At 70.8% G+C, this 24,058-nt stretch carries 20 protein-coding genes, 1 tRNA gene and 1 pseudogene; 13 read left to right on the plus strand and 9 right to left on the minus strand.

From position 1 onward, the window contains the following. Window positions 1-37: 37 nt before the first annotated feature. Both AC07FY_RS03375 and AC07FY_RS03380 read left to right on the plus strand, forming a co-directional pair. Entirely contained in the window at window positions 38-802 is a 765-nt protein-coding gene (locus AC07FY_RS03375) for an SDR family oxidoreductase (protein ID WP_478999618.1), read from the plus strand. A gap of 1 nt (window position 803) precedes the next feature. Next, window positions 804-1,718 carry an SDR family oxidoreductase gene (locus tag AC07FY_RS03380; RefSeq protein ID WP_478999620.1) on the plus strand — a complete coding sequence of 305 codons (915 nt, stop codon included), beginning with the start codon at window positions 804-806 and terminating at the stop codon, window positions 1,716-1,718. A gap of 129 nt (window positions 1,719-1,847) precedes the next feature. On the opposite strand, the gene AC07FY_RS03385 is transcribed toward AC07FY_RS03380, so the two are convergent. Next, window positions 1,848-2,558, minus strand: coding sequence for an HAD family acid phosphatase (locus AC07FY_RS03385; protein ID WP_478999622.1), 711 nt, complete (start codon window positions 2,556-2,558; stop codon window positions 1,848-1,850). Window positions 2,559-3,134: 576 nt separating this feature from the next. Between AC07FY_RS03385 and AC07FY_RS03390 the strand changes: the two genes are divergently transcribed. From AC07FY_RS03390 to AC07FY_RS03420, 7 genes and pseudogenes are all read left to right on the plus strand, one after another. Next, a complete protein-coding gene (locus AC07FY_RS03390) occupies window positions 3,135-3,887 on the plus strand; it encodes a serine protease (RefSeq protein ID WP_478999624.1) in 753 nt (250 codons plus the stop codon). Between the two features lie 255 nt (window positions 3,888-4,142). Further along, window positions 4,143-4,795: pseudogene (locus AC07FY_RS03395) on the plus strand (response regulator). Between the two features lie 114 nt (window positions 4,796-4,909). After that, complete coding sequence (locus AC07FY_RS03400) at window positions 4,910-5,089, plus strand: ATP-binding protein (RefSeq protein ID WP_478999626.1); 180 nt, start codon at window positions 4,910-4,912, stop codon at window positions 5,087-5,089. Between the two features lie 169 nt (window positions 5,090-5,258). Then, window positions 5,259-5,615, plus strand: a complete 357-nt coding sequence (locus AC07FY_RS03405) for a chorismate mutase (protein ID WP_478999628.1) — start codon at window positions 5,259-5,261, stop codon at window positions 5,613-5,615. Between the two features lie 177 nt (window positions 5,616-5,792). Next, window positions 5,793-8,309, plus strand: coding sequence for an aminopeptidase N (gene pepN / locus AC07FY_RS03410; protein ID WP_478999630.1), 2,517 nt, complete (start codon window positions 5,793-5,795; stop codon window positions 8,307-8,309). An 852-nt stretch (window positions 8,310-9,161) separates the two neighbouring features. Next, window positions 9,162-10,490, plus strand: coding sequence for a pyridoxal phosphate-dependent decarboxylase family protein (locus tag AC07FY_RS03415; protein ID WP_478999632.1), 1,329 nt, complete (start codon window positions 9,162-9,164; stop codon window positions 10,488-10,490). After that, window positions 10,487-11,899 (plus strand): lysine N(6)-hydroxylase/L-ornithine N(5)-oxygenase family protein, encoded by a 1,413-nt coding sequence (locus AC07FY_RS03420; RefSeq protein ID WP_478999634.1) that lies wholly within the window; start codon window positions 10,487-10,489, stop codon window positions 11,897-11,899. The genes AC07FY_RS03415 and AC07FY_RS03420 overlap by 4 nt, the downstream gene beginning before the upstream one ends. Window positions 11,900-12,025: 126 nt before the next feature. On the opposite strand, the gene AC07FY_RS03425 is transcribed toward AC07FY_RS03420, so the two are convergent. Next, a complete protein-coding gene (locus AC07FY_RS03425) occupies window positions 12,026-13,831 on the minus strand; it encodes a bifunctional metallophosphatase/5'-nucleotidase (RefSeq protein ID WP_478999636.1) in 1,806 nt (601 codons plus the stop codon). A gap of 127 nt (window positions 13,832-13,958) precedes the next feature. Here AC07FY_RS03425 and AC07FY_RS03430 point away from each other — a divergent pair, with 127 nt between their 5' ends. Then, the gene (locus AC07FY_RS03430) at window positions 13,959-14,657 is read left to right on the plus strand and encodes an SIMPL domain-containing protein (RefSeq protein ID WP_478999638.1); all 699 of its coding nucleotides are present in this window, start codon (window positions 13,959-13,961) and stop codon (window positions 14,655-14,657) included. A gap of 145 nt (window positions 14,658-14,802) precedes the next feature. Next, window positions 14,803-16,230 (plus strand): pyruvate kinase, encoded by a 1,428-nt coding sequence (gene pyk, locus AC07FY_RS03435; protein WP_478999640.1) that lies wholly within the window; start codon window positions 14,803-14,805, stop codon window positions 16,228-16,230. Window positions 16,231-16,302: 72 nt separating this feature from the next. Here pyk and AC07FY_RS03440 read toward each other — a convergent pair whose 3' ends face one another. From AC07FY_RS03440 to AC07FY_RS03450, 3 genes are all read right to left on the minus strand, one after another. Further along, window positions 16,303-16,554, minus strand: a complete 252-nt coding sequence (locus AC07FY_RS03440) for an EF-hand domain-containing protein (RefSeq protein WP_478999641.1) — start codon at window positions 16,552-16,554, stop codon at window positions 16,303-16,305. 63 nt (window positions 16,555-16,617) lie between these two features. Further along, on the minus strand, window positions 16,618-17,394 hold the full coding sequence (locus AC07FY_RS03445) for a helix-turn-helix domain-containing protein (protein WP_478999643.1): 777 nt from the start codon (window positions 17,392-17,394) through the stop codon (window positions 16,618-16,620). A gap of 110 nt (window positions 17,395-17,504) precedes the next feature. Beyond that, window positions 17,505-17,577 (minus strand) — tRNA-Leu (locus AC07FY_RS03450). Window positions 17,578-17,677: 100 nt separating this feature from the next. Between AC07FY_RS03450 and AC07FY_RS03455 the strand changes: the two genes are divergently transcribed. Together AC07FY_RS03455 and AC07FY_RS03460 are read left to right on the plus strand one after the other, a co-directional pair. Beyond that, complete coding sequence (locus tag AC07FY_RS03455) at window positions 17,678-18,334, plus strand: ANTAR domain-containing response regulator (protein ID WP_069919819.1); 657 nt, start codon at window positions 17,678-17,680, stop codon at window positions 18,332-18,334. A gap of 66 nt (window positions 18,335-18,400) precedes the next feature. Beyond that, window positions 18,401-19,567 carry a GDSL-type esterase/lipase family protein gene (locus AC07FY_RS03460; protein ID WP_478999645.1) on the plus strand — a complete coding sequence of 389 codons (1,167 nt, stop codon included), beginning with the start codon at window positions 18,401-18,403 and terminating at the stop codon, window positions 19,565-19,567. A 61-nt stretch (window positions 19,568-19,628) separates the two neighbouring features. On the opposite strand, the gene AC07FY_RS03465 is transcribed toward AC07FY_RS03460, so the two are convergent. The 4 genes from AC07FY_RS03465 to AC07FY_RS03480 are packed head-to-tail and all read right to left on the minus strand — an operon-like array spanning window position 19,629 to window position 23,939. Further along, on the minus strand, window positions 19,629-20,345 hold the full coding sequence (locus AC07FY_RS03465) for an ABC transporter ATP-binding protein (protein ID WP_478999647.1): 717 nt from the start codon (window positions 20,343-20,345) through the stop codon (window positions 19,629-19,631). Next, window positions 20,342-21,274: an ABC transporter ATP-binding protein gene (locus tag AC07FY_RS03470; protein ID WP_478999649.1), complete on the minus strand. Its 933-nt coding sequence runs from the start codon at window positions 21,272-21,274 to the stop codon at window positions 20,342-20,344. Before AC07FY_RS03470 ends, AC07FY_RS03465 begins: the two co-directional genes overlap by 4 nt. 5 nt (window positions 21,275-21,279) lie before the next feature. Further along, window positions 21,280-23,001, minus strand: coding sequence for a branched-chain amino acid ABC transporter permease (locus AC07FY_RS03475; protein WP_478999903.1), 1,722 nt, complete (start codon window positions 22,999-23,001; stop codon window positions 21,280-21,282). A gap of 5 nt (window positions 23,002-23,006) precedes the next feature. Continuing rightward, window positions 23,007-23,939: a branched-chain amino acid ABC transporter permease gene (locus AC07FY_RS03480; RefSeq protein ID WP_478999651.1), complete on the minus strand. Its 933-nt coding sequence runs from the start codon at window positions 23,937-23,939 to the stop codon at window positions 23,007-23,009. Between the last annotated feature and the right edge of the window lie 119 nt (window positions 23,940-24,058).

The raw sequence follows: 24,058 nt of genomic DNA on the forward strand, positions 1-24,058 counted from the left end.
CCACCAAACATTTGTTAGGTGAGGAAGGTAGCAGCCCATGGAGCTGGACGGGAGAGTCGTCGTCGTCACCGGCGGAACCCGGGGCGTCGGCGCCGGAATCGCCCGGTCGTTCCTCACGGCCGGCGCCGAGGTCGTCGTCTGCGCCCGCCGCCCGCCGCCCGAACCGGTGTCGGCGCAGGGCCGCGACGCGTCCTTCACCGCGCTCGACCTGCGCCACCCGGCGGCCGTGGCGGAGTTCTTCGAGGCGCTCGCCGGGCGGTACGGGCGCCTGGACTGCCTGGTCAACAACGCGGGCGGCACCCCGTACCGGCTGCTGGGGGAGGGTGAGGCGCACCGGCACGCCCGGGTCGTCGAGCTGAACCTGCTGGCCCCGATGACGGCCTCCCTGGCCGCCTACCCCTCCCTGCGCGCCGCCCGCGGCTCGGTCGTCATGATCGGCAGCGTCAGCGGCACCCGGCCCTCGCCCGGGACCGCGGCGTACGGGGCGGCGAAGGCGGGACTGGAGAACCTGGCCCGCTCCATGGCCGTGGAGTGGGCCCCCGAGGTGAGGGTCAACTCGCTGGTCCTCGGCATGGTGCGGACCGAACTGGCGCACCTGCACTACGGGGACGAGGCCGGGGTCGCGGCGGTCGGCGCGAGCGTACCGCTGGGGCGGCTGGCGGAACCCTCGGACGTGGGGGAGGCGGCGGTGTTCCTGGCCTCCGGCCGGGCCGGGTACGTGAGCGGGGCGAGCCTGCTCGTGCACGGGGGCGGGGAACGCCCCGCGTTTCTGGATGCGGCAACCGTCAACAAGGAGGGCTGAGATGACCCGTATCGCCGAGGGGCGTGTCGTGATCGTGACGGGCGCGGGGCGGGGGCTGGGCCGGGCCCACGCGCTGGCGTTCGCGGAGCAGGGGGCCAAGGTCGTCGTCAACGACCTCGGGGTCGGCCTGGACGGGGCGGCGGGGCCGCGGTCCCCGGCCGCGCGGGTCGTCTCCGAGATCCGGGCGCGCGGCGGGGAGGCGGTGGCGCACGGCGAGGACATCGCGACCGGCGAGGGGGCGTCCTCGCTGGTGGAGTGCGCGCTCTCGGCGTTCGGCCGGCTGGACACCCTTGTCAACAACGCCGGGTTCCTGCGGGACCGGATGCTGGTCAACCTGGCGGAGGACGACTGGGACGCCGTGGTGCGGGTGCATCTGAAGGGCCACTTCCTGCCCCTGCGGGCGGCGGCCGCGTGGTGGCGGGCGGAGGCGAAGGCAGGCCGCCCGGTGGCGGCGCGGGTGGTCAACACCTCCTCCGGCGCGGGCCTGCTGGGCTCGGTGGGGCAGGGCAACTACAGCGCGGCCAAGGCCGGGATCCTCGGGCTCACGCTGGTCGCGGCGGCGGAGCTGGGCCGCTACGGGGTGCAGGTCAACGCGATCGCCCCGGCGGCGCGGACCCGGATGACGGAGCGCACCTTCGCCCGGACCATGGCCGCGCCGGCCGCGGGCGCCTTCGACGCCATGGCCCCGGAGAACGTCTCCCCGCTGGTGGTGTGGCTCGGCTCCGAGCCCTCGGCCGGGGTCACCGGCCGGGTCTTCGAGACGGAGGGCGGCCGGATCACCGTGATGGAGGGCTGGCGGCCCGGTCCCACGGCCGACCGCGAAGCCAGGTGGACCCCGGCGGAGGCGGGCGAAGCCGCGCTGAAACTCCTGACCGCCGCGCAACCACCGCTCCCGGTGTACGGGGCCGACGGCTAGGGGGGCGGGTGAAGGGGTCGACGGGGCGGGTGCCGGAGCCTCCGGGCGGCGCGGGGTCGACGGGGCGGGTGCCGGGCGGCGCGCTCCGCGAGGGCGCCGCACCGGTCCCGCCCCGCCGGCCGCCGCGGGTCAGGACAGCTTGCCGCCGTAGTCGGGGAGCTTGACGGTCAGTTCGGCGTGGCCGCCGACCAGGTCGCTCTGGTTGTTCCCGATGTTCGCGATGATCGTGTAGCCGCGGCTCTCGATCTCGGCGCGCTTGGCGGTCTTGTACGCGCTCACCTCCTTGAACAGGTCGGGCAGGTCGCGCACGTACAGGCCGGTGATCGGGTAGCCGACGGACGCGAGGTTCCGCTCGGTGAGGGAGTGGATGATCCCGGGGCGGGCGGTGACGAAGAAGATCGCCACGCCGCGTTCGTCCGCGTACCGGGTCAACTCGCGGACCTTGGAGATCGCGGGGGTCGGGAAGGTCCAGAACCAGTGGAAGTCCGTCTCCAGCGAGCTGTTGTCGATGTCGAGCACGAGCGCGGGCCGCTCGCCGGCCGGCGAGGCGGCGATACGCCGCTCGATGGCGGGGCGGGCCGCGTCGACGGCGGTGGCGACGTCCCGCTGCCAGGTGGCGTAGTCGATGCCGAGGAGGGCCGCGTTGCCGCCGGGCGCGGCGGCGGCCGGTGCCGGGGCGGGTGCCGATGCGGCGACGGTGACCGGTGCCGGTGCCGGTGCCGGTGCCGGTGCCGGGGTCGCCTCGGCGGCGGTGGCGGGCAGCAGGGTCAGGACCGCGGCGGCGGCGGCCGCGCCGACGGCGGCGGTGCGGGAGGTGCGGGTGCGGCGGGTGGTGAGCATGTGGGGGCGCTCCTCGGGTCGCAACGGGCTGGGATGCGACCAGAGTTGGCCAGATCCGCCCCGGTGTCTACTGGCCGGTAGGAAACTTTTCGAAGCCGGGCGGTGAACCGCGAGCGATCAAGGTGCCGGGCACCCCCGGGCCAGGACGCAGCCGAACTCCTCCTGGGCGAGATCGTCGAGCTTGCTGTGGCCGAGCGCGTCCTCGCGGTGGGCGGCGAACGGCAGCCCGCCCGCGCCGCGGAAGGCGACGGCGGTGTCGATGTCGGTGTCGATGTCGGTGTCGGTGGGGATCTCGTTCCGCTCGGTGGCGGGAAGCGCAGGTCCAGACAGTGCGGCAGGAGAGGGCCGGGGCCGAGGCGCGGGCCGTCTCCGGATGCGGAAATCCGCGCTTCATCGGGCTGCCGCGCCCGCTGTTCTCCGTCACGGGGGCCCCGGGGCGAGAAGTTGTCCGAAAACACGTTCTTGATGTCCGCCGTACATCGGATGTGTCATGGACGTGTCATTCACCCGATGACACGCACGGCCCAACCCCCCACGAAAGGCAGTGTGTTGACTGTGTCTACCCTCGTGCGGTTCATGAAGCGCACCCTCGCCGTCGGCGCCGTCGCCCTCGCGGCCGTCAGCCTCCAGCCCGGCGCCGCCAGCGCCGGCACCGCCCCCGTCGTGGGCGGCACCCGCGCCGCCCAGGGCGAGTTCCCCTTCATGGTCCGCCTCTCCATGGGCTGCGGCGGCGCCCTCTACACCCAGCAGATCGTCCTCACCGCCGCCCACTGCGTGGGCAGCTCCGGCAACAACACCTCCATCACCGCCACCGCCGGAGTCGTCGACCTCAACAGCGCCAGCGCCATCAAGGTCAAGTCCACCAAGGTCCTGCGCGCCCCCGGCTACAACGGCACGGGCAAGGACTGGGCCCTCATCAAGCTCGCCAAGCCCATCAACCTGCCCACCCTGAAGATCGCCGAGACCAAGCAGTACGACAACGGCACCTTCACCGTCGCCGGCTGGGGCGCCACCCGCGAGGGCGGCAGCCAGCAGCGCTACCTGATGAAGGCCACCGTCCCCTTCGTCTCGGACGCCAGCTGCCAGGCCGCCTACAGCGACCTCGTCCCGAGCGAGGAGATCTGCGCCGGCTTCCTGGACCAGGGCGGCGTCGACACCTGCCAGGGCGACTCCGGCGGCCCCATGTTCCGCCGCGACGACGCCGGAGCCTGGCTCCAGGTCGGCATCGTCAGCTGGGGCATAGGCTGCGCCCGCCCCGACTACCCCGGCGTCTACACCGAGGTCTCCACCTTCGCCGCCGCGATCAAGAGCGCCGCCGCGTCGATGTAGCGGTCGGCGCAGCGGCCGACGGGGTCGGCGCGGCACTCGACGGAGCCGACGCCGCTGCACCGGCCCCCTCCCCACCCCCTCGCCCTTCCGGCCCCCGGCATCCCGGCCGGAAGGGCGAGGCCCCGCGCCGGCCGCGTACGGATCACCGACGGGAGTACCGCCCGATGACCCCCCGTGCGGTTGCGGGCCCCCGCACGCACCGGTCCCATGGGAGGCAGGCCGAGGCGGCAGCGGGCGCGAGTGGGCAGGCAGCGCATGGCGATCAGCGTGGTCATCGCGGACGACCAGGAGATGGTCAGGACCGGATTCCGGATGATCCTCGGGAGCCAGCCGGACATCGAGGTCGTCGCCGACGCCGTCGACGGCGAGGCGGCCCTCGCGGCCGTCGCCGCGCACCGGCCCGACGTCCTGCTCCTCGACATCCGCATGCCGAAGCTCGACGGCCTGGAGGTCACCCGCCGGCTCTCCGGCCGGGACACCCCGCACATCGTCATCGTCACCACCTTCGACCTCGACGAGTACGTCCAGCCGCGCTCCACGGGGGAGCGTCGGGCTTCCTCCTGAAGGACGCCAGCCCCGCCATGCTGGTCGAAGCGGTACGCGCCGCGGCCGTCGGCGACTCCCTCGTCTCGCCCGCCATCACGGTGCGGCTCCTGGGCGAGATGGCCCCGAGGATGCCCGCCTCGCAGGCCCGGCGGCCCGCGGAGCCCCTGACGGAACGCGAACGCGACGTCGTACGCTGCCTCGCGCGCGGCCTCACCAACGCCGAGATCGCGGCGGAGCTCTTCGTCTCCCTGTCCACGGTCAAGACCCACCTGGCCAACGTCCAGACCAAACTCGACGCCCGCACCCGGGTCGAGATCGCCGCCTGGGCCTGGGAAAGCGGCCCGGCCGCCAGCACGGCGTGACCCGGGGCCGGCCGAACGACGGCGTCCGCCGCCCGCGGAACGGTGCGGCCGTCGTACCGCAGCCCGCCGAGACCGCGGGCCCTGCGCATCCGACCGCCGCCGTCCCGCTCCGCGGTGTCGCTGCCCGCTCGGTCCGCCGACGGCGGCGGCCGCCCCGCCGCACTCTCCGAGAAGGCCCGCGGCGGCTACGGCCCCGCCGGGATGGCCGAACGCGCCGAAGCCCTCGGCGGCTCCCTCACCGCGGGCCCCACCCCCCAGGGCGGCTGGCTGGTCACCGTGCTCCTGCCCCTGTGACCGGACCCGTGACCAGCGCCTTCGACCCGTTCCCGGCCGGGCGGCAGCCGGTGTGCGGCGGGTTCGCGGCCGGTTCGCGACCTCCTCGCGGCCGGTACCCGACGGGTTCCCGTCTCACTGATCGGCTGCCCGGCGAACCACCCGCCCCGGCCACGTATTCTCGGGAACCATGAACAACAGCGACGCCATCGACAACGGGACCGCCGCCGGGCTCGACCACGGGATCGACGACCACGTCGCCGCCGAACTCGCCCGTCTGCGGGACAGCATCGACAACATCGACGCCGCCGTCGTCCACATGCTCGCCGAGCGGTTCAAGTGCACCCAGCAGGTCGGCCACCTCAAGGCCAGGCACCAGCTCCCGCCGGCCGACCCGGGCCGCGAGGCCAGCCAGATCGCCCGGCTGCGCCAGCTCGCCGAGAACGCCAAACTCGACCCGGCCTTCGCCGAGAAGCTCCTCAACTTCATCATCGCCGAGGTCATCCGCCACCACGAGACGATCGCGGCCGGCGAAGACCAGGCCTGAGGGACGCAGCCGAGCCGCGGCCCCGCACAGCCGCGGCCTCCGCACACCCCCGGCCTCCCGTACACCCCCGGCCCCCGCACACCCGTGCCCCGCGGGCCGCGCACCTTCCCGGCCGGCCCCGGCCACCCCCGGCCGACCCCCCTGGGACCCGCCCGCCCCGTGCGGCAGCATGGCCCCATGTCCGCACTGACGCGCAACGAAGCGCAGCTCCGAGCCCAGCTCCTCGACGTCCACCACTACACCGTCGCCCTCGACCTCACCACCGGCGACGACACCTTCGACTCCACCACCGTCATCCGCTTCACCGCCCGCACCGCCGGAGACACCTTCCTGGAGCTGAAACCGGACGAACTGCGCTCCGCCACGCTCGACGGCCACCCCCTCGACCCGGCCGCCCTCGCCGACAACCGGCTCCCCCTCACCGGCCTCGGCGAAGGCCCCCACGAGCTGCGCCTGGACACCCGCATGCGCTACTCCCGCACCGGCGAGGGCCTGCACCGCTTCACCGACCCCGCCGACGACGAGACCTACGTCTACAGCCAGATGTTCATGGACGACGTCCAGCGCGTCTTCCCGGCCTTCGACCAGCCCGACCTCAAGGCCGTCTTCGAGTTCAAGGTCACCGCCCCCGCCCACTGGACCGTCCTCGCCAACGGCGTCACCACCCGCCTCGCCGACCGCGACACCGACGGCGCCGGCATCTGGCAGTCCGCCCCCACCCCCCTCATCTCCACCTACCTCGCCGCCGTCGCCGCGGGCCCCTGGCACAGCGTCACCACCGAACACGCCGGACTGCCCTTCGGCATCCACTGCCGCCAGTCCCTCGCCCCCCACCTCGACACCGACGCCGACGAGATCCTCTCCCTCACCCGGGCCTGCTTCGACCGGTACCAGGAGAAGTTCACCGAGCCCTACCCCTTCGACTCCTACGACCAGGCCTTCGTACCCGAGTTCAACGCCGGAGCCATGGAGAACCCGGGCCTGGTCACCTTCCGCGACGAGTTCATCTACCGCTCCGCCGTCACCGACACCGAACGCCAGACCCGCGCCATGGTCATCGCCCACGAGATGGCCCACATGTGGTTCGGCGACCTCGTCACCCTCGCCTGGTTCGACGACATCTGGCTCAACGAGTCCTTCGCCGAGTACATGGGCTACCAGACCCTCACCGAAGCCACCCGCTTCACCGACACCTGGACCGAATTCGGCGTCTCCCGCAAGGCCTGGGGCTACGACGCCGACCAGCGCCCCTCCACCCACCCCGTCGCCCCCGACCCCGACGACGTCCCCGACACCGCCTCCGCCCTCCTCAACTTCGACGGCATCTCCTACGCCAAGGGCGCCTCCGCCCTGCGCCAGCTCGTCGCCTGGCTCGGCGAGAAGGACTTCCTCGCCGGCATCAACACCCACTTCACCCGCCACAAGTTCGCCAACGCCTCCCTCGCCGACTTCGTCGACTCCCTCGCCGCCCACACCGAACGCGACGTCCACGCCTGGGCCCGGGACTGGCTGCGCACCACCGGCACCGACACCCTCACCCCGCACATCGAGGAGAGCACGGAAGGCCCCACCGGCTGGACCCTCACCGTCGACCGCAACGGCAGCCGCCCCCACCGCATCGCCGCCGGCGTCTACCACCGCGACCCGGCCGACGGCCGCACCCTGCACCGCACCGACCTCCTCCACCTCGACATCCCCTCCGAGGAGGTCCTCTCCGTCGGCGGCCCGCGCCCCGCCCTCCTCGTCCTCAACGACGGCGACCTCACCTACGCCAAGGTCCGCCTCGACGAGACCTCCCTCGAGACCGCCCTGCGCGGCCTGTCCGCCATCCCCGACGCCCTCACCCGCACCGTCGTGTGGAACGCCCTGCGCGACATGGTCCGCGACGGGGAACTCCCGCCCGTGGCGTACCTGGCCACCGCCGAGGCACACCTGCCCGACGAACGCGACCTGGCGCTCGTCCAGGGCGTCCTCGCCTTCGCCCGCACCCAGGTCGCCGTGCGCTACCTCGCCCCCGAAGAGCGGACCGCCGCCCTCAACACGCTCACCGGCCTCGCCCACGAACTGCTGCGGCGCACCGAGGACGGCTGCGATCCCGGCCTGCGGCTGACCGCCGTACGCACCCTCGTCGACAGCGCCACCCGGCCCGACACCATCGCCGCCTGGCTCGCCGACGACACCGTCCCCGGCGGCCCCGCCCTCGACCCCGAACTGCGCTGGCGCATCCTCGCCCGCCTCGCCGTCCTCGGCGCCGTCTCCGAGGGCGACATCGACGCCGCCCTCGCCGCCGACCCCAGCGCCACCGGCCGGGAAGGCGCCGCCCGCTGCCGCGCCGCACTGCCCACACCGCAGGCCAAGGCCGCCGCCTGGGACCTCCTCTTCCACGACGACAGCCTGTCCAACTACCTTTTCAGCGCCACCGCCCAAGGCTTCTGGCAGCCCGAACAGGCCGACCTCGTACAGGAGTACGTGCCCCGCTTCTACCCCGACGCCGTCGCCCTCGCCGCCCGCCGCGGCCCCGCCATCGGCGAAGCCGCCGGCCGCTGGGCGTTCCCCGTCCACGCCATCGACGAGGCCCACCTCCGGACCGGCCACGCCTGTCTCGCCGACCCCGACATCCTCCCCCTCCTGCGCCGCAAGCTCGTCGACCAACTCGACGACCTCGCCCGCGCCCTCAAGGTCCGCGGGGCCTGACCCCAAGGGCCGCCTGCGCCGACCTCCACCCCGCACACACCCCCCACCCGCGCAGGAACCCCGCCCGGCCCCCGGCTTGCACCTGTGCCGGCCCGCACACGGCCGGTCCCGGCCGGGGGAAGGACAGGTTCCGGCCGGGGAGCCCGGCGGGGGAGTCCCCTCCAGGGACTCACCCGGCCCCACCCGCACCCCGCCCCGCCCCGCCTGTGCCACCGACTCCCGGCCGCTCTCCGGCACACCGCCAACTCGCACCACCACCGGCCCCACCCGGGAGCACCCCGGGAGCACCCCGGGCAGGCCCCGCCCGGGGAGGCCCCCGCCCGGGGGGGCACACCCGGCTCGGCTCCGCCCCGGCGGCCAGCCCCCGGGAGGTAACTGGCCCGCACCACCCCTGGCCCCGCCCCGGTGCAGCCCGGGCAGGCCCCCGCCAGGGAGGCTCGCCCGGGGGCGCACCCGGTTCGGCTCCGCCCCGGCGCCTCCCCCGGGAGGGGACCGGCCCGCACACCGCCCGGCCCGGACCACCACCGGCCGCACCCGGGAGCAGCCGGGCAGGCCCGTCGGGCCCCCCGCCCGGTGGCGAACCCGGCTCGGCTCCGCCCCGCCTCCGCCCCGGCCGCACCCGCACCTGCCCCCTGGGAGGGAACCGGCCGGAAATCGATCCCGGACAAACCCCGGCGGTTACCCCATTCGGGTCTGATCGTTGTACCGGTCGGGTGCACCCGCCCCGGCACCCCTCCCAGCCCCGGAGGCCCGATGACCCCGCCGCCCGGCACAGGCACAGGCACAGGCACAAGCCCGCGCCCCGGCACGGGCATCCCGCCCCTCGCCGGCGGCACCGGCGGCCCCGCAGCCATGCGGCCTCTCCTCGACACCGTCCTCGAAGCCCTGCGCACCGGAGCCGAGGAGCGCGGCGGGCCACTTCCGGCCGGCGGCCCCGACACCCTCGCGGCCCGCGTCCGGGCCGCACTGGGCGACGTACTGCCGTCACAGGGGACCGGGGAGCACGAAGCGCTCCGCGCCCTCGTGCACACCCTCGCCGCCGGCGCCGCAGACCCCGCCGACCCCCTCTGCGCAGCCCACCTGCACTGCCCGCCCCTGGCCGTCGCGGCCGCCGCCGACCTCGCCGCCAGCGCCCTCAACCCCTCCCTCGACTCCTGGGACCAGGCCCCCGCCGCCTCCGCCCTCGAAGCCCTCCTCACCCGCGCCCTCGCCCGCGAGTTCCACCCCACCCCCCACGCCGACGCCCTCATCACCACCGGCGGCACCGAAGCCAACCAACTCGCCCTGCTCCTCGCCCGCGAACGCCACGGCCCCCGCCTCACCGTCCTGCACGGCGCCAACGCCCACCATTCCATCCCCCGTGCCGCCTGGCTCCTCGGCCTCCCCCCGGCCATCGCCATCCCCACCCCCACCGGCACCCTCCACCCCGCCGACCTCGCCCGAACCCTCGCCGCCACCCCCGGCCCCGTCCTCGTCACCGCCACCGCCGGCACCACCGACGCCGGACTCGTCGACCCCCTCCACCCCATCGCCGACCTCTGCGACCACCACCGCGCCGACCTCCACGTCGACGCCGCCTACGGCGGGCTCCTCGCCCTCTCCCCCCGCCACCGCCACAAAGTCGCCGGCCTCCACCGCGCCGCCACCCTCACCGTCGACCTGCACAAACTCGGCTGGCAGCCCGTTGCCGCCGGACTCCTCGCCGTCCCCGACACCGCCCACCTGGCCCCCCTCGCCCACCAGGCCGACTACCTCAACGCCCCCGACGACACCGAAGCTGGCCTACCCGACCTCCTCGGCCGCTCCCTGCGCACCACCCGCCGCCCCGACGCCCTCAAAATCGCCACCACCCTGCGCGCACTCGGCCGCGACGGCCTCATCCACCTCATCGACCACACCTGCACCCTCGCCCACCACCTCGCCGACCGCCTCCACCACCACCCCCGCTTCACCCTCCACTCCCACCCCACCCTCACCACCGTGCTCTTCCGGCCCACCCACGCCGATGACACCCACGTCGCCACCCTGCGCCGCACCCTCCTGCACCAAGGCCGCGCCGTCCTCGGCCGCACCCACGCCGACGGCCGCCTCTGGCTCAAAGCCACCCTGCTCAACCCGCACACCACCGCGGCAGACCTGGACACCCTCATCGCCCACCTGGAAGGCAGCACCCACCCATGACCGCCGCCCACCCCGAAACCCCCCACGACCTCGTCGGCATCGGCATCGGCCCCTCCAACCTCTCCCTCGCCGCCCTCGCCCACGGCCTACCGCAACAAGGAGCACCCGAACTCGCCACCGCCTTCTACGACCAGCGCCGCGACTTCCGCTGGCACCCCGGACTCCTCCTCGACGGCGCCACCCTCCAAGTCCCCTTCCTCGCCGACCTGGTCACCCTCGCCGACCCCGCCAGCCCCTGGAGCTTCCTCAACTACCTCAAACACAAGGAACGGCTCTTCCCCTTCTACTTCGCCGAGCAGTTCCACATCCAACGCGCCGAATACGACGCCTACTGCCGCTGGGTCGCCGGCCGCATCCCCGGACTCCACTTCGGCCACCAGGTCGACGCCGTCCGCTGGAACCCCGAACGCGACCTCTTCGAAGTCGACTTCACCCAACTCGACCCCGACGGCGAAGCCCAAGCCCTCGGCCGCACCCACACCCGCCACCTCGCCCTCGGCATCGGCACCACCCCCCACATCCCCGAACCCCTGCGCCCCCTCGCCGAAGCCCCCGCCGTCCCCGTCATCCACTCCGCCGACTACCTCGACAACCGCCGGCGCATCCTCGGCGCCGAACACGTCACCGTCATCGGATCAGGCCAGTCCGGAGCCGAGATCTTCCTCGACCTCCTGCGCGCCCGCCCCGCCGGCCGCGAACGCCTCACCTGGCTCGCCCGCACCCCCTCCTTCGCCCCCATGGAGTACTCCAAGCTCGGCCTCGAACACTTCACCCCCGACTACACCCGCTACTTCCACGCCCTGCCCGAACCCGTCCGGGACAAGCTCGTCCCCGCCCAATGGCAACTCCACAAAGGCATCGACGCCGCCACCATCGCCGCCATCCACGACGAGCTCTACCGACGCACCCTGGACGGCGGCTGGCCCGACACCGTCCTCACCCCCGGAGTCACCGTCCGCACCGCCGGCCGCGTCGCCACCACCCAAGTCGAACTCCACCTCGAACACACCGACCAGGGCACCCGCTCCCGCCTCACCACCGACGCCGTCGTCCTCGCCACCGGCTACCGCGAACGCCCCCACACCCACCTCCTCGCGGGCCTCGACCCCTACCTGCGCAAGGACTCCTCCGGCCGCCCCCGCATCGACGACCGCTACCGGATGATCACCGACCCCGCCGTCACCGGCAGCATCTTCGTCCAGAACGGCGAACGCCACACCCACGGCGTCGGAGCCCCCGACCTCGGCCTCGCCGCCTGGCGCAGCGCCGCCATCCTCAACACCCTCACCGGCAAGAACCCCTACCCCCAGCCCGCCCGCACCGCCTTCACCACCTTCGGCCTCGACCAGCGGGAACCCGCCCGCCCCCGCCCCGCAGGCGAACTGCTCCCGCTCGTCGACCACCCCTGACCGCCCGCCCCCACAACCCCACCCGCCCCACCCGGCCGCGGCACCCACCCCGCAGCCCCCAGCCCCCACGCAGACGGCCGGGACCCGCCACAGCAGACCCCGGCCGCACACCCCGCCAACGGACGACTAGAACACCGGCACGCCCGCCCGCGTCAGCCGCCAGTCCACCGACGCGAACTGCACCGGGTCGATCGTCCCCTTCGCCTTCACCCACTGGATGATCGTGTTGCGGATCTCGTCCGAATCCGCCCACAACTGCCTGGCCTGCGGCACGTGCGGGAAGTTCCCCCCGCCCGACGCCCGGTAGTTGTTCACCGCCAGCACGAACTGCGCCGCCGGATCCACAGCCTTCCCCCGGAACGACAACCCCGAGATCCGCGAACCCGCCGGCTGCGCTATGTCGATGTCGTACGCCAGCCCGTACACGGCGTCGTAGTTGTAGTCCGGGATGCCCTCGGCATTCGTCAGCTTCGCCGGATCCACCGCCTCACCCGGCGCCGTCCGCACGAAGTACCGCGCCGAGTACTCGAGGTAGTCCTTCAACTGCGCACCCGTCAACAGCCGCGCCTCCATCGTGTTCTCGAACGGGTACAGACCCGCCGCATCCCTGATCGTCACCTCCCCGGCCGGGATCGCCGCCGTCCGCGAGAAGCACGACGCCTGCGACAGCACCGGCAGCGACGCCCACTCCGTACCCGCCAGAGCCGCCCTCACCGTCTCCGCCTGCACATGGTTGATCAGATCGATGATCGCCACGTCCTTGACCGGACCCTCCGCCGCCGACATGGCCCGCGTCGACGTCCCGATCACCTGGTTCACGTACGCCACGACCTTGCGGTGCTCGTCCGCCAGCAGCCGCGTGATCTTCGGATCCTCGGCCACCGTGTTCGAGTTCAGCACCCTCGCCGCGACCTTCGCCACCGACCAGCGGCCCTTCTCCCACACCAGCTCGAAATCGAACAGCGTCAGCCGCTGCCCCCACTTCAGCGGCTCCGACAACACCACGTCCTTGCCGGTCGCCTTGTTCCGCACCCGGTACTCGGCGATCTCCGTGTGCGCGTGCCCCACCAGGATCGCGTCGATCCCCGGAACCTGCTCCGCCACCAGAGCCGCCGCGTTCTCCACGTACGGCAACTGATCCCCGTACGACGACGTACCGCTCGAACCCGAATGCGCCGACACGATCACCACGTCCGCACCCATCGACCGCAGCCGCGGCACATACCTCGCCGCCTGCTCCTCCAAGCCCGGGAACACCATCTTCCCCTGCACGTTCGCCTTGTCCCACAACGCGATACCCGGATTCGTCAACCCCAGCACCGCCACCTTCACATCCCGCCCCCACGGCGTACGCAGACAATGCATGCTGTACGGCGCGAACGCCGGCCGCAGCGTCTTCGCATCCAGCGCGTTCGCCCCCAGCAGCGGAAAATCACACTGCTCCTCGAACTTCCGCAGCACCGGTATCCCGTAATTGAACTCGTGGTTCCCCAGCGCCGCCGCGTCATAACCGATCGCGTTCATCGCCTGCGCCATCGGATGCACCGGCCCACGCCGCGCCGTGATCGGATCCACCTTCGCGTAGTAGTACGACAACTGCGTGCCCTGGATCGTGTCACCCGCGTCGATCAGCAGCGTGTTCCCCCGCCCCTTCTCCGCCCGCACCCGATCCACCAACGTCGAGATCTTCGCCAGACCGACATCGTTGTGCGCCTTGTCGTCGAACTCCGCATCCGTGAAGTAGTCCCAGTTGAAGACGTTCCCGTGCAGGTCCGTCGTCCCCATCACCGTGAACGAGTACGCCCGCGGCCCCTTCACCCCCTCCTGATCCCGCGAAGCCGCCACGGCCGGCGAACCCGCCGCCCCCGCCAACGCCACAGCCGCACCCGTCGCAGCCGTACCACCCAGGAACGCCCTACGGTCGAACCCCATGCCATCTCCCCATCTCAGCCAGAACAACGCGCGTAGATTCTGACCCAGCAGCAACACGACACAACACCCCCACCAGGTTTCGATCCGATGACCCCACCCGAACGAGCGACAGTGCGACAGTGAAACCATGACCCAGGACGCATCGCACCAGCCCTACGGAACCCCTGAAGTACCCCGCGTGGCAGTCCGCGGCGAAGCCCGCCTCGAAGTCGACCCCGAAATCGCCCGCATCGGCATCACCATCAGCGCCCGCGGCACCGACCGCCGCACCGCCCTCGACGACCTCACCCGCCGCAACACCGCCGTCCTCGACCTCATCAAGAGCTACGGCGACCCCGTCGAAAAGCTCGAGACCGGCGCCTTCTCCATCACCCCCGAACTCACCCGCCACGGCCGCGCCGAACGCATCCGCGCCTACCACGGCCGCGTCCACATCACCGCCGAACTGAACGACTTCACCACCCTCGGCGAACTCACCACCCGCCTCGCCGACCTCGAACTCACCCAGATCGACGGCCCCTGGTGGGCCCTGCGCCCCACCTCACCCGCCCACGGCCAAGCCCGCCGCCAAGCCGTACTCGAAGCCGTCCAACGCGCCCGCGAATACGCCGAAGCCCTCGGCGCCGACCTCGCCGCCCTCGTCGAACTCGCCGACCTCGGCGCCGAGGACGCCACCCCCTTCACCGCCCCCGGCACCAGCATGCGCACCATGGCCTTCAGCGGCACCGAAGACACCGGCCCCCCGCCGCTCGACCTCGAACCCCAGCGCCAGACCGTCCACGCCCAAGTCAACGCCCGCTTCACCATGACCCCGCCACAACTCTGAACACCACCGAAGAACACGCATGGGGGTGCTCATCAGAGCACCCCCATGCACATTCAACAGTTGTCAACAAGCTTTCGCACAAAGGTTGTTGAGTGGACACCCGGAAGCGATTACCTACCCACAGGTAGGGGAATACGCTCGCCTTATGCGCCGAGCAAAAATCGTATGTACCCTGGGCCCCGCCACCGACTCATACGACCAGATCAAAGCCCTGGTCGAAGCCGGCATGGACATCGCCCGCCTCAACCTCAGCCACGGCACCTACGCCGAACACGAGGAGCGCTACCAACGCGTACGCAAGGCATCCGACGAGACCGGCCGCAGCATCGGCATCCTCGCCGACCTTCAAGGCCCGAAGATCCGCCTCGGCCGCTTCCGCGAAGGACCCGTACTCCTTGAACGCGGAGACGCCTTCACCATCACCGTCGAAGACCACGAAGGCGACCGCCACACCTGCGGCACCACCTACCACGGCCTCGCTACCGACGTCACCACCGGCGAACTCATCCTCGTCGACGACGGCCGCGTCACCCTCGAAGTCACCGCAGTCGACGGCCCCCGCGTCCACACCCGCGTCATCGAAGGCGGCATGGTCTCCGACCACAAAGGCCTCAACCTCCCCGGCGTAGCCGTCTCCGTCCCCGCCCTCTCCGAAAAAGACATCGAAGACCTCCGCTGGGCCCTGCGCACCGGCGCCGACGTCATCGCCCTCTCCTTCGTCCGCAGCGGCCACGACATCCACGACGTCCACCGCATCATGGACGAAGAAGGCCGACGCCTCCCCGTCATCGCCAAAATCGAAAAACCCCAAGCCGTCGACAACATCGACGACATCGTCGCCGCCTTCGACGGCATCATGGTCGCCCGCGGCGACCTCGGCGTCGAAATGCCCCTCGAACACGTCCCCATCGTCCAAAAGCGCGCCATCAAACTCGCCAAGCGCAACGCCAAACCCGTCATCGTCGCCACCCAGATGCTCGACTCGATGATCGACAACTCCCGCCCCACCCGCGCCGAAGCCTCCGACGTCGCCAACGCCATCATCGACGGCACCGACGCCGTCATGCTCTCCGGCGAAACCAGCGTCGGCACCTACCCCGTCGAAACCGTCCGCACCATGTCCCGCATCGTCGAAGCCGCCGAAGAAGACATCCTCGCCAAGGGCCTCCCACCCCTCACCGAACGCAGCAAACCCCGCACCCAAGGCGGAGCCGTCGCCCGCGCAGCCGCCGAAATGGGCGACTTCCTCGACGCCAAATTCCTCGTCGCCTTCACCCAGAGCGGCGACACCGTCCGCCGCCTCTCCCGCTACCGCTCACCCATCCCCCTCCTCGCCTTCACCCCCGACCACGCCACCCGCTCCCAACTCAACCTCACCTGGGGCGTCGAAACCTTCCTCGGCCCCCACGTCGACTCCACCGACGCCATGGTCGCCCAAGTCGAAGAACAACTCCTGCGCATCGGCCGCTGCGTACCCGGCGACACCGTCGTCATCACCGCCGGCTCACCCCCCGGCGTCAGCGGCTCCACCAACCTCGTCCGCATCCACCACATCGGCGACGCCGTCCGCTGACCGCGCCCCCCGCCACCGGCACCACCCCCGCGTCGGGCACCACCCGCCCGACGCGGCCCCCACCACCCCGCCCTACCAACCGAACCGCCGATCCACCACCGCCGCGAACTCCTCGAACGACAACACCGCATCCCCATTCGCATCAGCCGCATCGAACAACGCCGACGACGCCTCCGCATCCCCCACACCCCAAAACGGCAGAACCCCCTCCGCCGCCAACGTCGGCCCCTTCGAACGCAACGCCGACACCACCTCCACCCGCGACAGCTCCCCGTCCCCGTTCAGATCGAGCGCGTCGAACAACTTCCGGGCCTTCTCACTCATCACGCGTCCCCTCGCAGACAACTTTGGCCTCAACCTAACCCGCCCGCGCAGACGCCTGCCGACCTAGTACTTGGGCCCGATGTGGGCGTCCATCAGGGCGACGGAGTCCCTGCGCGCGACGGACACGTTGAGCGGGTCACTGCCCCGTGCGAGGACCGTCCAGCGGACACCGACCCGGGTGAGCGTGTCGGTGCACAGCCGGCGGATGTCGTCGGACTTGTTGGTGAAGAAGTACCGCGGGTACTCGTAGCGCTTCTTGACCCCGCCGACCATCCGGGTGGTCCAGTTCGTGATCCGGCACCCGTCGGAGTGGATCAGGCCCCGGATGAACTCCCAGGGGTGGGCGTCGACGATCTCCTGCTGCCAGCCCTCGAGCACGATCCGCCGCTCGTGCTTCCTCCCGGGCCCGTGCTGCGGGAACAGGCACGTCCAATGCCGTGAGTACGACTTCACCTCGACGCACCCCCGTCTGTGGCATCGGCCTACTTTGGGCAGGGGCATGACGTTGCTCATGGCCGCCTCGGCTGCGTCGATGAGTCCCGGCCGCGATGCATCGCAGAACACGGAGAGGTGATGCTGCTTGTACTTCGAGATGATGTGGCCGTCGCCGAGGTACAGGCCCAGGAGATAGGCGTAGGCCCGCTCATCGAATGCCTTGCCTGTGCATCTGGGGCAGTCGGTCGGGGGTTCGTAGCTTTCGCCCCGTTGTTTGCGGTCCTGGTGCCGCCACCAGCCGACGGTGCCGCGGGGAACGCCCAGGCTTTCGGCCACCGTCCGGTTGGCCACGCCCCGGCGCATCAGCAGGACCGCGTGTTCCCGTATCGAAGGATTGTGCTCCATGACGGGAGCTTCGCGGTCATTGGTCCGGTTGGCTGCAATTCGAAGGTGCGTTCACTATGACGGGTGAAGATCGCAGGAAACGCTTGGTGACCTTGGAATTGAAGGAGAAGTGCCCCGGGTCGGATTCGAACCGACGCTGAATGGGTTTTGAATCCATGGCCTCTGCCGCTGGGCTACCGGGGCTCCTTCGAAACGAAGGATATCGAAGAACCTCCGTGACACAAACATACAGGAGCTAGGTAGGCTCAGGGGAGCAGTAACGCCCCGTATCAAGGAGCCATCCGTGACCGCCTCGCACGAGTCGACGCCCACGCCCGACGCCGACCAGTCGCACGTTCCGCCGCTGACGACCCGCGTCGTCATCGCCGAGGACGAGGCGCTCATCCGTCTCGACCTCAAGGAGATGCTCGAGGAAGAGGGCTACTCCGTCGTCGGCGAGGCCGGCGACGGGCAGGCGGCCGTCGAGCTCGCGCGCGAGCACCGGCCCGACCTGGTGATCCTCGATGTGAAGATGCCCGTGCTGGACGGGATCTCCGCCGCCGAGAAGATCGCGGAGGAGTCCATCGCCCCCGTCCTCATGCTCACGGCGTTCTCGCAGCGCGACCTGGTGGAGCGGGCGCGGGACGCCGGGGCCATGGCGTACCTGGTGAAGCCGTTCAGCAAGAGCGACGTCGTGCCGGCCATCGAGATGGCGGTGTCGCGCTTCGCCGAGTTGAAGGCGTTGGAGAAGGAGGTCGCCGACCTCTCCCTGCGGCTGGAGACGCGCAAGCTGGTGGACCGGGCCAAGAGCATCCTGCAGACCCAGTACGGGCTGACCGAGCCGGCCGCTTTCCGGTGGATCCAGAAGACGTCGATGGACCGCCGCATGTCGATGCAGCAGGTCGCGGAGGCCGTCATCGAGGACGCCGAGGAGAAGAAGCAGAACGCGGCCAACGGCTGACGGGTCCCGCGCGGCGGTCGAGGCCCGCACCGGTGGGCCTCGAGTGCCGGCGGGCAGCGTGTGACCATGACCTCTCATGTGACGGAATGGATCACCACGCCCATCGAGCCGCTGCTGCGCGGTGCCCTGGAGGTGGAGCGGACCGAGCTGGGGCTGCTGCCGCACCGGATGCCGGCGTGGGCGCGCAAGCAGCATCCGGCGGCGCAGTTGGCGACGGTGGAGGCGCAGCCGTCGGGTGTGCGGTTGGTGTTCCGGACGCGGGCGACGGTCATCGAGTTGGAGACGATGCCGACGAAGATCGTGTTCCAGGGTGGTCAGGACAGTGCCGAGGGTGTGTACGACCTGTTCGTGGATGGTCGTCTGGCGGGTCGGGCCACGGTGGCGGGTGGGCACGAGTTCCGTTTCAACATGCAGACGTTGTCGTCGGAGTCGGTGCCGGGTGAGTCGGGTACGGCGCGGTTCGCGGGGTTGTCGTCTGCGTTGAAGGACGTGGAGATCTGGTTGCCGCACAACGAGCGGACGGAGTTGATCGCTCTGCGTACGGATGCTCCGGTGGAGGCGGTGGCGGCGGGTGGGCGCCGGGTGTGGCTGCATCACGGGAGTTCGCTGAGCCAGGGTGGTAATGCGGAGGGTCCGTCGTCGACGTGGCCGGCGGTGGCGGCGGCCGCGGGGGGTGTGGATCTGGTGAACATGGGGCTGGGTGGCAATGCCCTGCTGGATCCGTTCACGGCGCGTGCGATGCGGGATGTTCCGGCGGATGTGATCAGTGTGAAGATCGGTATCGCGCTGGTGAACACGGATGTGATGCGGTTGCGGGCTTTCGCTCCGGCGGTGCACGGGTTCCTGGACACGATCCGGGAGGGGCATCCGGATACGCCGTTGCTGGTGGTGTCTCCGGTGCTGTGTCCGATTCATGAGGACACTCCGGGGCCGACGGCTCCGGATCCGGAGGGGAAGCTGATGCGTTACCGGGCGACGGGGGATCCGGCGGAGGTGGCGGCCGGCCGGTTGACGTTGAAGGTCGTTCGGGCGGAGCTGGAGCGGATCACGTCGGAGCGTGCGGCCGAGGACAAGAACCTGCATTATCTGGATGGTCTGTCGCTGTACGGCGAGGCGGATTTCGCGGCGTTGCCGTTGCCGGACCGGCTGCATCCGGATACGGCGGGGCACCGTCTGATCGGTGAGCGTTTCGCGGAGCTGGTGTTCGGTGGCGGGGGGCCGTTCGCCGTTTGATCGTGGGTGTGCGTGAGGCCCGCCTCCCCCCGAGGGGAGGCGGGCCTCACTGGTGTGCGGGTCAGTCCTCGCCGAGGTAGGCCTTGCGGACGTCCTCGTTGTGGAGGAGGTCCTGGCCGGTGCCGGAGAGCACGATCTTGCCGATTTCCATCACGTGCGCGTGGTCGGCGAGTGAGAGGGCGGCTTGGGCGTTCTGCTCGACGAGCAGGATGGTGGTGCCGGTGGACTTGAGTTCGGCGATGGTGGCCATGATCTTCTGCATCATCAGCGGGGAGAGGCCCATGGAGGGCTCGTCCAGCATGAGGAGCTTGGGCTGGCACATCAGGGCGCGGCCCATGGCGAGCATCTGCTGTTCGCCGCCGGAGAGGGTGCCTGCGGCCTGCTTGCGGCGTTCTCCCAGGATGGGGAAGAGGTCGTAGGCGCGCTTGATGTCCTTTTCGATGCCTTCTTTGTCGCTGCGGAGGAAGGCGCCGAGCTGGAGGTTTTCCTCGATTGTCAGCCGGGGGAAGATGTGGCGTCCCTCGGGGGAGTGGGCCAGCTTCATGGAGACGATGCGGTGGGCGGGGACGCCGACGAGGGGGTGGCCGTCGAAGGTGATGCTGCCGGCGGTGGGCTTGAGGAGTCCGGAGAGGGTGCGCAGGGTGGTGGTCTTGCCGGCGCCGTTGGTGCCGACGAGGCAGACGATTTCGCCTTCGTTGACTTCGAAGGAGATTCCCTTGACGGCTTCGATCTTGCCGTAGGCGACTTTGAGGTCTTCGACCTTGAGCAGTGCGGTCACTTGGCCTCTCCGTCCGTGCTGGTGGTGCTGGTGGTGCTGTCCGCGTCGGGGTCCGCGTCGGCGTCTGCGTCGGCTTCTGCTTCCGCGTGGGCTTCGGCGGCTTCGACTTCGGTGACTTCTTCGTCGCCGGGGGCGCCTTCGAAGGGGGTGCCGAGGTAGGCGGCGATGACGCGTTCGTCGCCCTGGACTTCGGCGGCGGTGCCTTCGATGAGCTTTTCGCCCTGGACGAGGCAGGCGACGCGGTCGCAGAGGTTGAAGATGAAGCGCATGTCGTGCTCGATGACGAGGACGGCGATGCCCATGTCGCGGATGGCGAAGATGAGTTCTTCGGCCGCGCGGGTCTCTTGCGGGTTCATGCCGGCGGTGGGCTCGTCCAGGAGGATGAGGCCGGGGTCGCTGGCGAGGGCGCGGGCGATCTCGAGCTTGCGCTGTTCGCCGTAGGGGAGGTTCTTGGCGAGGTGGCCGGCCTTGTGCTGGAGGCCGATGAACTCGAGGAGTTCCATGGCGCGTGCTTCGCTGGCGGCTTCGGCCTTCTTGAAGCCGGGGCCGCGCAGGAGGGCGGACCAGAGGCCTTCCTTGGTGCGGGTGTGGCGTCCGACGAGGACGTTCTCCAGCACGGTCATGTTGTGGAAGAGCCGGATGTTCTGGAAGGTGCGGGCGACGCCTGCTGCGGTGACCTTGTGGGGTGTGGGCGGCAGGACGGTGCCCTTGTAGGTGACGGTGCCCTCGGTGGGGACGTACAGCCCGGTGAGGCAGTTGAAGAAGGTGGTCTTGCCGGCGCCGTTGGGGCCGATGAGTCCGACGATCTCGCCTGCGTTGACCTTGAGGTCGACGCCCTTGACGGCGGTGAGGCCGCCGAAGCGCATGGTGACGCCGTTGGCTTCGAGCACGGTGGCCGTGGTCGTGGTGGTGGTGTCTGTGGTGGTCATGTCGTTCACGCCCCCGCCTTGGCGGTGGCCAGGTCCGTGGGGGTCTGGCCAGCGGTGTCGTCGTGGTACTCGAGCTGCGCCCGCTTGTTGGCGATGAGGCCTTCGGGGCGGAAGCGCATGAGCAGGATGAGGGCGATGCCGAAGGCGAGGAGCTGGTAGTCCTGGAGGAAGGCCAGCTTCGCCGGGATCAGGAAGAGGAGTGCGGCGCCGAGGATGGGGCCGCGGATGGTGCCCATGCCGCCGAGGATGACGGCGGCGAGGAGGAACGCGGAGTTCGGCGGGACGGGCCCGGCGAAGACGTAGTTCTCGGGGACGACCGTGGTGTTGACGTGTGCCTGGACGGTGCCGGCGAGGCCGGCGAGGGTGGCGCCGAGGGCGAAGGCGATGAGCTTGACCTTGAAGCCGTTGATGCCCATGGCTTCGGCGGCGGTCTCGTCTTCGCGGATGGCGACCCAGGCGCGGCCGATGCGGCTGTTGCCGGCGCGGGCGAAGACCAGCACGACCAGGGCCATGACGAGCAGCATCAGGAAGTAGTAGTTGGCGTAGGCGCCGAGGGTGATGCCGAGGACCACGTGGGATTCCCCGAAGTTCCACCCGAGGATTTCGAGGTGGGGGATGTTGGGGATGCCGTTGGGGCCGTTGGTGATGTCGGGGCCGGAGGTGCCGTCGAGGTTGCCCATGGCGATGCGGAAGATTTCTCCGAAGCCGAGGGTGACGATGGCGAGGTAGTCGCCGCGCAGGCGGAGGGTGGGTGCTCCGATGACCACGCCGAAGATGAGCGAGGCGAGGGCGCCGACGAGGACCGCTGCCCAGAAGGGCAGGTGGATGTCGAAGGCGGATGCGGTGCTTCCGGAGACCAGGGCGGCGGCGTAGGCGCCGACGCCGAGGAAGGCGACGTAGCCGAGGTCGAGGAGGCCGGCGAGGCCGACGACGACGTTGAGGCCGAGGGCGACGGTGGCGAAGATGAGGATGTTGACCGCGATGAGCGTGTAGGTGTCGCCGCTCTGCTGGATGAAGGGGAAGGCGATCGCGGCGGCGGCGGTGCCGAGGAGGGTGACCTGGCGGTGCTTCGCGGTGAGGGTGCCGAGGCGGTCGAAGAGGCCGGCCTTGAGCAGGGCGAAGGCGGCGAAGCCGACGATCAGCAGGTAGGTGACGAAGAGCTGCGGTTCTTTGTCGTCGGTGTCGATGCCGAAGGTGACGACGTAGAGGCCGAGCGCGAAGACGCCGGTGATGATGAGGATTTCGGCCCAGGAGGGCAGCTGCTTGGCGGGGGCCGCCTTGCGGCTGTCGTCGGGGATCTTGTACGCGGCGAGGGCCGGGACGAGCGAGCCGGCGAGGGCGACGTAGGCGCCGGGTTCGAGGTGGGCGAAGCCGCCGAGGACGACGGCGATCGCGAGGACCGTGAACCAGGTGCCGGCGAAGGTGCCGAGTGCGAGGATCCAGACGGGCTTGCGGCTGCCGGCCGGGGTCAGCCAGCGCAGGCCCTTGACGCCGAGCGCGGAGAGCGCGAAGACGGCGGTGAGGAGTCCGGAGACGAGGCTGAGGAACTGGATGGGCGCCGGGCTGCCGTAGTACGTGAGGTCGCCGGGGAACTCGTCGGTCCAGGTCCAGGCGAGGAAGGCGCTGACGGCGGTCAGGAGGCTGCCGCCGATGACCGCGTAGAGGAGTGCGGCGGGGGCGGGGCCCTGCTTGGCGACGGCGGTCTGCGGGGTGGTGTTGGTGGTCATGGTTCTCACGCCCGATCCGCGACGCGCTCGCCGAGCAGGCCTTGGGGCCGCACGAGGAGGACGACGATGAGGAGTACGAACGCCCAGACGTTGGACCAGGCTCCACCGCCGAGCTGCTGCATGCCGGGGATCTCTTCGATGTAGGCGATCGAGAGGGCTTCGGCGAGGCCGAGGACGACGCCGCCGACCATGGCGCCGTAGATGTTGCCGATGCCTCCGAGGACGGCGGCGGTGAAGGCCTTCAGTCCGAGGATGAAGCCCATCTCGAAGTTGATCTGGCCCTTGTCGAGGCCGTAGGCGACGGCGGCGACGGCGGCGAACGCGGCACCGATGGCGAAGGCCATGACGATGATGCGGTCGGTGTTGATGCCCATGAGCTTGGCGGTGTCGGGGTCCTGCGCGGTGGCCTGCATGGCGCGGCCGCTGCGGCTCTTGGAGACGAAGACGCCGAGGGCGAGCATGCACAGGGGGGCGAGGATGAGGACGAAGAGGTCCGCGCGCTGGATGGCCAGGCTGTCGGTGATCTTGAAGGAGGCGCCCTTGAACTCAGGGAAGCTGACTGCCTTCTTGGCGTCCGGGTAGAACTGCCAGACGAGCTGCTGGAGCGCGATCGAGAGGCCGATTGCGGTGATGAGCGGGGCGAGCCGGGGGGCGCTGCGCAGGGGGCGGTAGGCGAAGCGTTCGGCTGCGGTGGCGACGAGGACCGAGGCGAGTGCGCCTCCGACGATCATGATGGGTATCGCGATCAGCAGGGAGGTGCCGGTCGGGAGGATGGCGTAGGCGGTGAGCGCGCCGAAGCCGCCGATCATGAAGATCTCGCCGTGGGCGAAGTTGATGAGCTGGACGATGCCGTAGACCATGGTGTACCCGATGGCTATGAGGCCATAAAGGGCACCGAGGGCAAGGCCGTTGGCCAGCTGTTGCGGCAGTTCGTGCACCGCAGGGCCTCCGATGAGCGTGTCGGATAAGACTCCGCGCGAGGGCGCTGTTTGCGCCCTCGCGCGGCTGGTTCTTTTTGAGGGGTGGGCCGTCAGTGCGGACCGGCCTGGTGTCCCGG

The organism is Streptomyces sp. NPDC045967, assembly GCF_056430495.1.

Bases quoted from the DNA above. Each gene is read 5' to 3' on its own strand.
- AC07FY_RS03375 (WP_478999618.1), top strand. From the start codon at position 38: ATGGAGCTGGACGGGAGAGTCGTCGTCGTCACCGGCGGAACCCGGGGC.
- AC07FY_RS03380 (WP_478999620.1), top strand. From the start codon at position 804: ATGACCCGTATCGCCGAGGGGCGTGTCGTGATCGTGACGGGCGCGGGG.
- AC07FY_RS03385 (WP_478999622.1), bottom strand. From the start codon at position 2,558: ATGCTCACCACCCGCCGCACCCGCACCTCCCGCACCGCCGCCGTCGGC.
- AC07FY_RS03390 (WP_478999624.1), top strand. From the start codon at position 3,135: ATGAAGCGCACCCTCGCCGTCGGCGCCGTCGCCCTCGCGGCCGTCAGC.
- AC07FY_RS03405 (WP_478999628.1), top strand. From the start codon at position 5,259: ATGAACAACAGCGACGCCATCGACAACGGGACCGCCGCCGGGCTCGAC.
- pepN (WP_478999630.1), top strand. From the start codon at position 5,793: ATGTCCGCACTGACGCGCAACGAAGCGCAGCTCCGAGCCCAGCTCCTC.
- AC07FY_RS03415 (WP_478999632.1), top strand. From the start codon at position 9,162: ATGCGGCCTCTCCTCGACACCGTCCTCGAAGCCCTGCGCACCGGAGCC.
- AC07FY_RS03420 (WP_478999634.1), top strand. From the start codon at position 10,487: ATGACCGCCGCCCACCCCGAAACCCCCCACGACCTCGTCGGCATCGGC.
- AC07FY_RS03425 (WP_478999636.1), bottom strand. From the start codon at position 13,831: ATGGGGTTCGACCGTAGGGCGTTCCTGGGTGGTACGGCTGCGACGGGT.
- AC07FY_RS03430 (WP_478999638.1), top strand. From the start codon at position 13,959: ATGACCCAGGACGCATCGCACCAGCCCTACGGAACCCCTGAAGTACCC.
- pyk (WP_478999640.1), top strand. From the start codon at position 14,803: ATGCGCCGAGCAAAAATCGTATGTACCCTGGGCCCCGCCACCGACTCA.
- AC07FY_RS03440 (WP_478999641.1), bottom strand. From the start codon at position 16,554: ATGAGTGAGAAGGCCCGGAAGTTGTTCGACGCGCTCGATCTGAACGGG.
- AC07FY_RS03445 (WP_478999643.1), bottom strand. From the start codon at position 17,394: ATGGAGCACAATCCTTCGATACGGGAACACGCGGTCCTGCTGATGCGC.
- AC07FY_RS03460 (WP_478999645.1), top strand. From the start codon at position 18,401: ATGACCTCTCATGTGACGGAATGGATCACCACGCCCATCGAGCCGCTG.
- AC07FY_RS03470 (WP_478999649.1), bottom strand. From the start codon at position 21,274: ATGACCACCACAGACACCACCACCACGACCACGGCCACCGTGCTCGAA.
- AC07FY_RS03475 (WP_478999903.1), bottom strand. From the start codon at position 23,001: ATGACCACCAACACCACCCCGCAGACCGCCGTCGCCAAGCAGGGCCCC.